The organism is Petralouisia sp. (genome assembly GCF_056822245.1).
The window spans coordinates 1-2,376 of sequence record NZ_JBQIOP010000109.1 but is presented as its reverse complement, the minus strand read 5'-3'; the positions used below and the strand labels follow the sequence as shown (position 1 = coordinate 2,376).

General features: G+C 58.2%; 2 protein-coding genes and 1 pseudogene. All 3 read right to left on the bottom strand.

The window, feature by feature from the left end; genetic code table 11:
• Positions 1 to 56 precede the first annotated feature (56 nt).
• Positions 57 to 347 (bottom strand): hypothetical protein, encoded by a 291-nt coding sequence (locus ACTO17_RS19775; protein WP_016223843.1) that lies wholly within the window; start codon positions 345 to 347, stop codon positions 57 to 59.
• Positions 344 to 2,173, bottom strand: a complete 1,830-nt coding sequence (locus ACTO17_RS19770) for a DNA cytosine methyltransferase (protein WP_482559134.1) — start codon at positions 2,171 to 2,173, stop codon at positions 344 to 346. The genes ACTO17_RS19775 and ACTO17_RS19770 overlap by 4 nt, the downstream gene beginning before the upstream one ends.
• Positions 2,170 to 2,376 (bottom strand): annotated as a pseudogene (locus ACTO17_RS19765) (DNA topoisomerase); the annotation flags it as partial. The gene ACTO17_RS19770 and the pseudogene ACTO17_RS19765, both read right to left, overlap by 4 nt.

Genomic DNA, 2,376 nt, shown 5'->3' with positions numbered 1-2,376 from the left:
CGCTTCTCTGGTGGTGATGGACTGCTTTACCGTTTCAAAGACATTCCCGCCCATGCTTATTGACCGGAGGAGGATTTCAACGGCGGCTTATAGCCTGCGGCCCTGGCGCGTTCACTGGCGGCTTTGCGCCGCTTTTCGCTGTACGGCTCCCGGACCGATACGCAGCGTTTGGGGACAATGAAGTTGTGGGCGTCCTTTTTGATAATCTGCTCCGGGTGTTTACCGGCAAGGCGGTTCAGTTTTTTCATCAGCTTTGGGTCATGGGTATAGACCTGGGCGGCAGGCTCCGCCTGGTTGTAGAGGAGGATGGTTTCCTGTTCCACTAACAATAATTTTTGATGGCTCATAGCTTTTTCCCTCCTTTTTCACACGCCTGATTAACGGCGTCTGTAATGCCCTGCATAATATACGCAACACAGGGGACAGCGATAGAATTGCCTAACATCTGGTAACGCTTTGTGTCACTGATGGGGCTGCCATCTGCGCCGGCCTCCGTCCACCCGTCCGGGTAGCCCTGCAAACGCTCCGCCTCGGTGGGGGTGAGCCTTCTCACGCAAAGCCCGGTGCGGACGGGATTCTGGTAATTCAGCGAGTAGCCGCCGGAGGCCGCTTTTGCCAGCAGCGTGCCGCTGACCTCATCGGTTTCCCGGAGGTTGCGGCAGTCAACGGCGGCGGTCTGGGCCTCCATCACAGCTGCGCCGCCAATCAAACAGGCTTTCATTACGGCGCTTTGCTGGCCCGCCAGAAGGGTGGGAGCAGTTTCTTCCTGGAAACCGATGCTCCCGGACTGGCTGCCGGCCTTGTGCTTGAAGCCTGCGCTCATCACGCAGAAGTCCAGCTCGTTCCCCTGTCCGGCAGGGCGGGAAAGCCCCGCGCCGGAGGCACAGAGCGTCCCGGCAATCTGCGGGTGGGTCACGATGGGCTGCTCCTGCTCCGAGCCATCGGGCCGGACAATATAGGGCTGTTCACTGGCACAGTTGAGCGTGGGCGACAGCTCCCGCAAAATTTCCGCATGGCTCTGGCCGCTTGAAGCGCACAGCACCACATCCCGCTCCCGTCCGCACCGCATCCCTGTTCCCTTGTAGTAGCTGGCAAGCAGCGTCCCGGCAAGATTGCCGTTGATTCCGACCATAGCATCGGGCGGGAATTGAGCCGTACATCCCGAATTGGTGACAGCGTGGGAGCTGTCCTCCCCGCCGATCATGGAGCCTTGGATGGCGTATGCGGTGATTGGCAGATTTCCGTGGGTCTGGCTGCGGAGGGTAGGAGATACGCCGCCTTTCTCCACGCAGAGGGAATCGCCGCCCTGGTCGTTGAGTATCTCTACCGCGTCCTTCGGCGTAAAGAGATACTGGTCATTCCCGGTCGCCAGGGTGCCGCTTTTTTCTATCTGGAGCAGCGGCCCCTTGCCGCCGCCCTCACAGCCGCAGCGGATACGCATGGAGATGGCGGGGATCACATCCCCCGCGCCTGCTGCTCCAGCGCCGCTTTGAGCATAGGCGGCAGGTCCTTGCCGCGGCGTTCCGCCCGCCGCAAAATACCCTGACAGGCTTTTGGGGACAAAAAGTATTTCTCCGCTGCGTTGGCCTCTAAAATCTGCGATAAGAAAGATACGCCTGCGCCGCTGTGCCGTTCCGAAATATTGGGCGTCGTACACGCACCAAGCGAGGTCAGCTCCTCGGCCTCGTACCATTCCGGCGTTTGCCCACCGTCCAGAACCAGGCATTGGAACTTCGGCCTCTGTGAACGCTTCCAGCACAGCCTTAAAGTCACGCCGGGAAGAACTTGACAAGGCTCCGGGGACATTTTCCCAGAGCGCGAATTTCGGGTATTCTCCATTGGTTGCCTCCTGCATTTCTCTGATAATCCTGACAGCCTCCAGAAAGAGGCCGCTCCGTTCCCCGGCAAGGCCGAGCCGCTTGCCTGATGCCACGCTCAAGTCCTGGCAGGGGGAGCCGAAGGTGATGATGTCCACGGGCGGCAGTGTGCCGCCATAAAGTTTCGTAATGTCGCCAACGTGTTCCATTTCAGGAAAGTGCTTCTGTGTCACAGAAATACATTCCGGTATGATTTCGCTGGCCCACAAAGGTCTGATTCCATAAAAAGAGGCGGCATAGGGAAAACCTCCTATGCCGTCGAATAAGGAACCAAGCGTAAGCTGCTCTTTATTCAATTTTTCTTTCCTCCGTTGCTTTTTTCTTTGCCGCCAAAGTCCAGCTTGAAGTTCACATACTCGCCGGTATCCTCCAAAAGCACATCCGCGTCATAGGTTTTGCCGGTTTTTTCCGAGTAGCAGCCGGTGAGCCTTGCCCGCCCGTCTTTTAAGAGGGCCGCGACAATGGCCTTGGTGGGCTGTTTCTTCTTGGCGCTCCACCA

Coding starts and splice junctions, on each gene's coding strand:
- ACTO17_RS19775 (WP_016223843.1), bottom strand. CDS start 347: ATGAGCCATCAAAAATTATTGTTAGTGGAACAGGAAACCATCCTCCTC.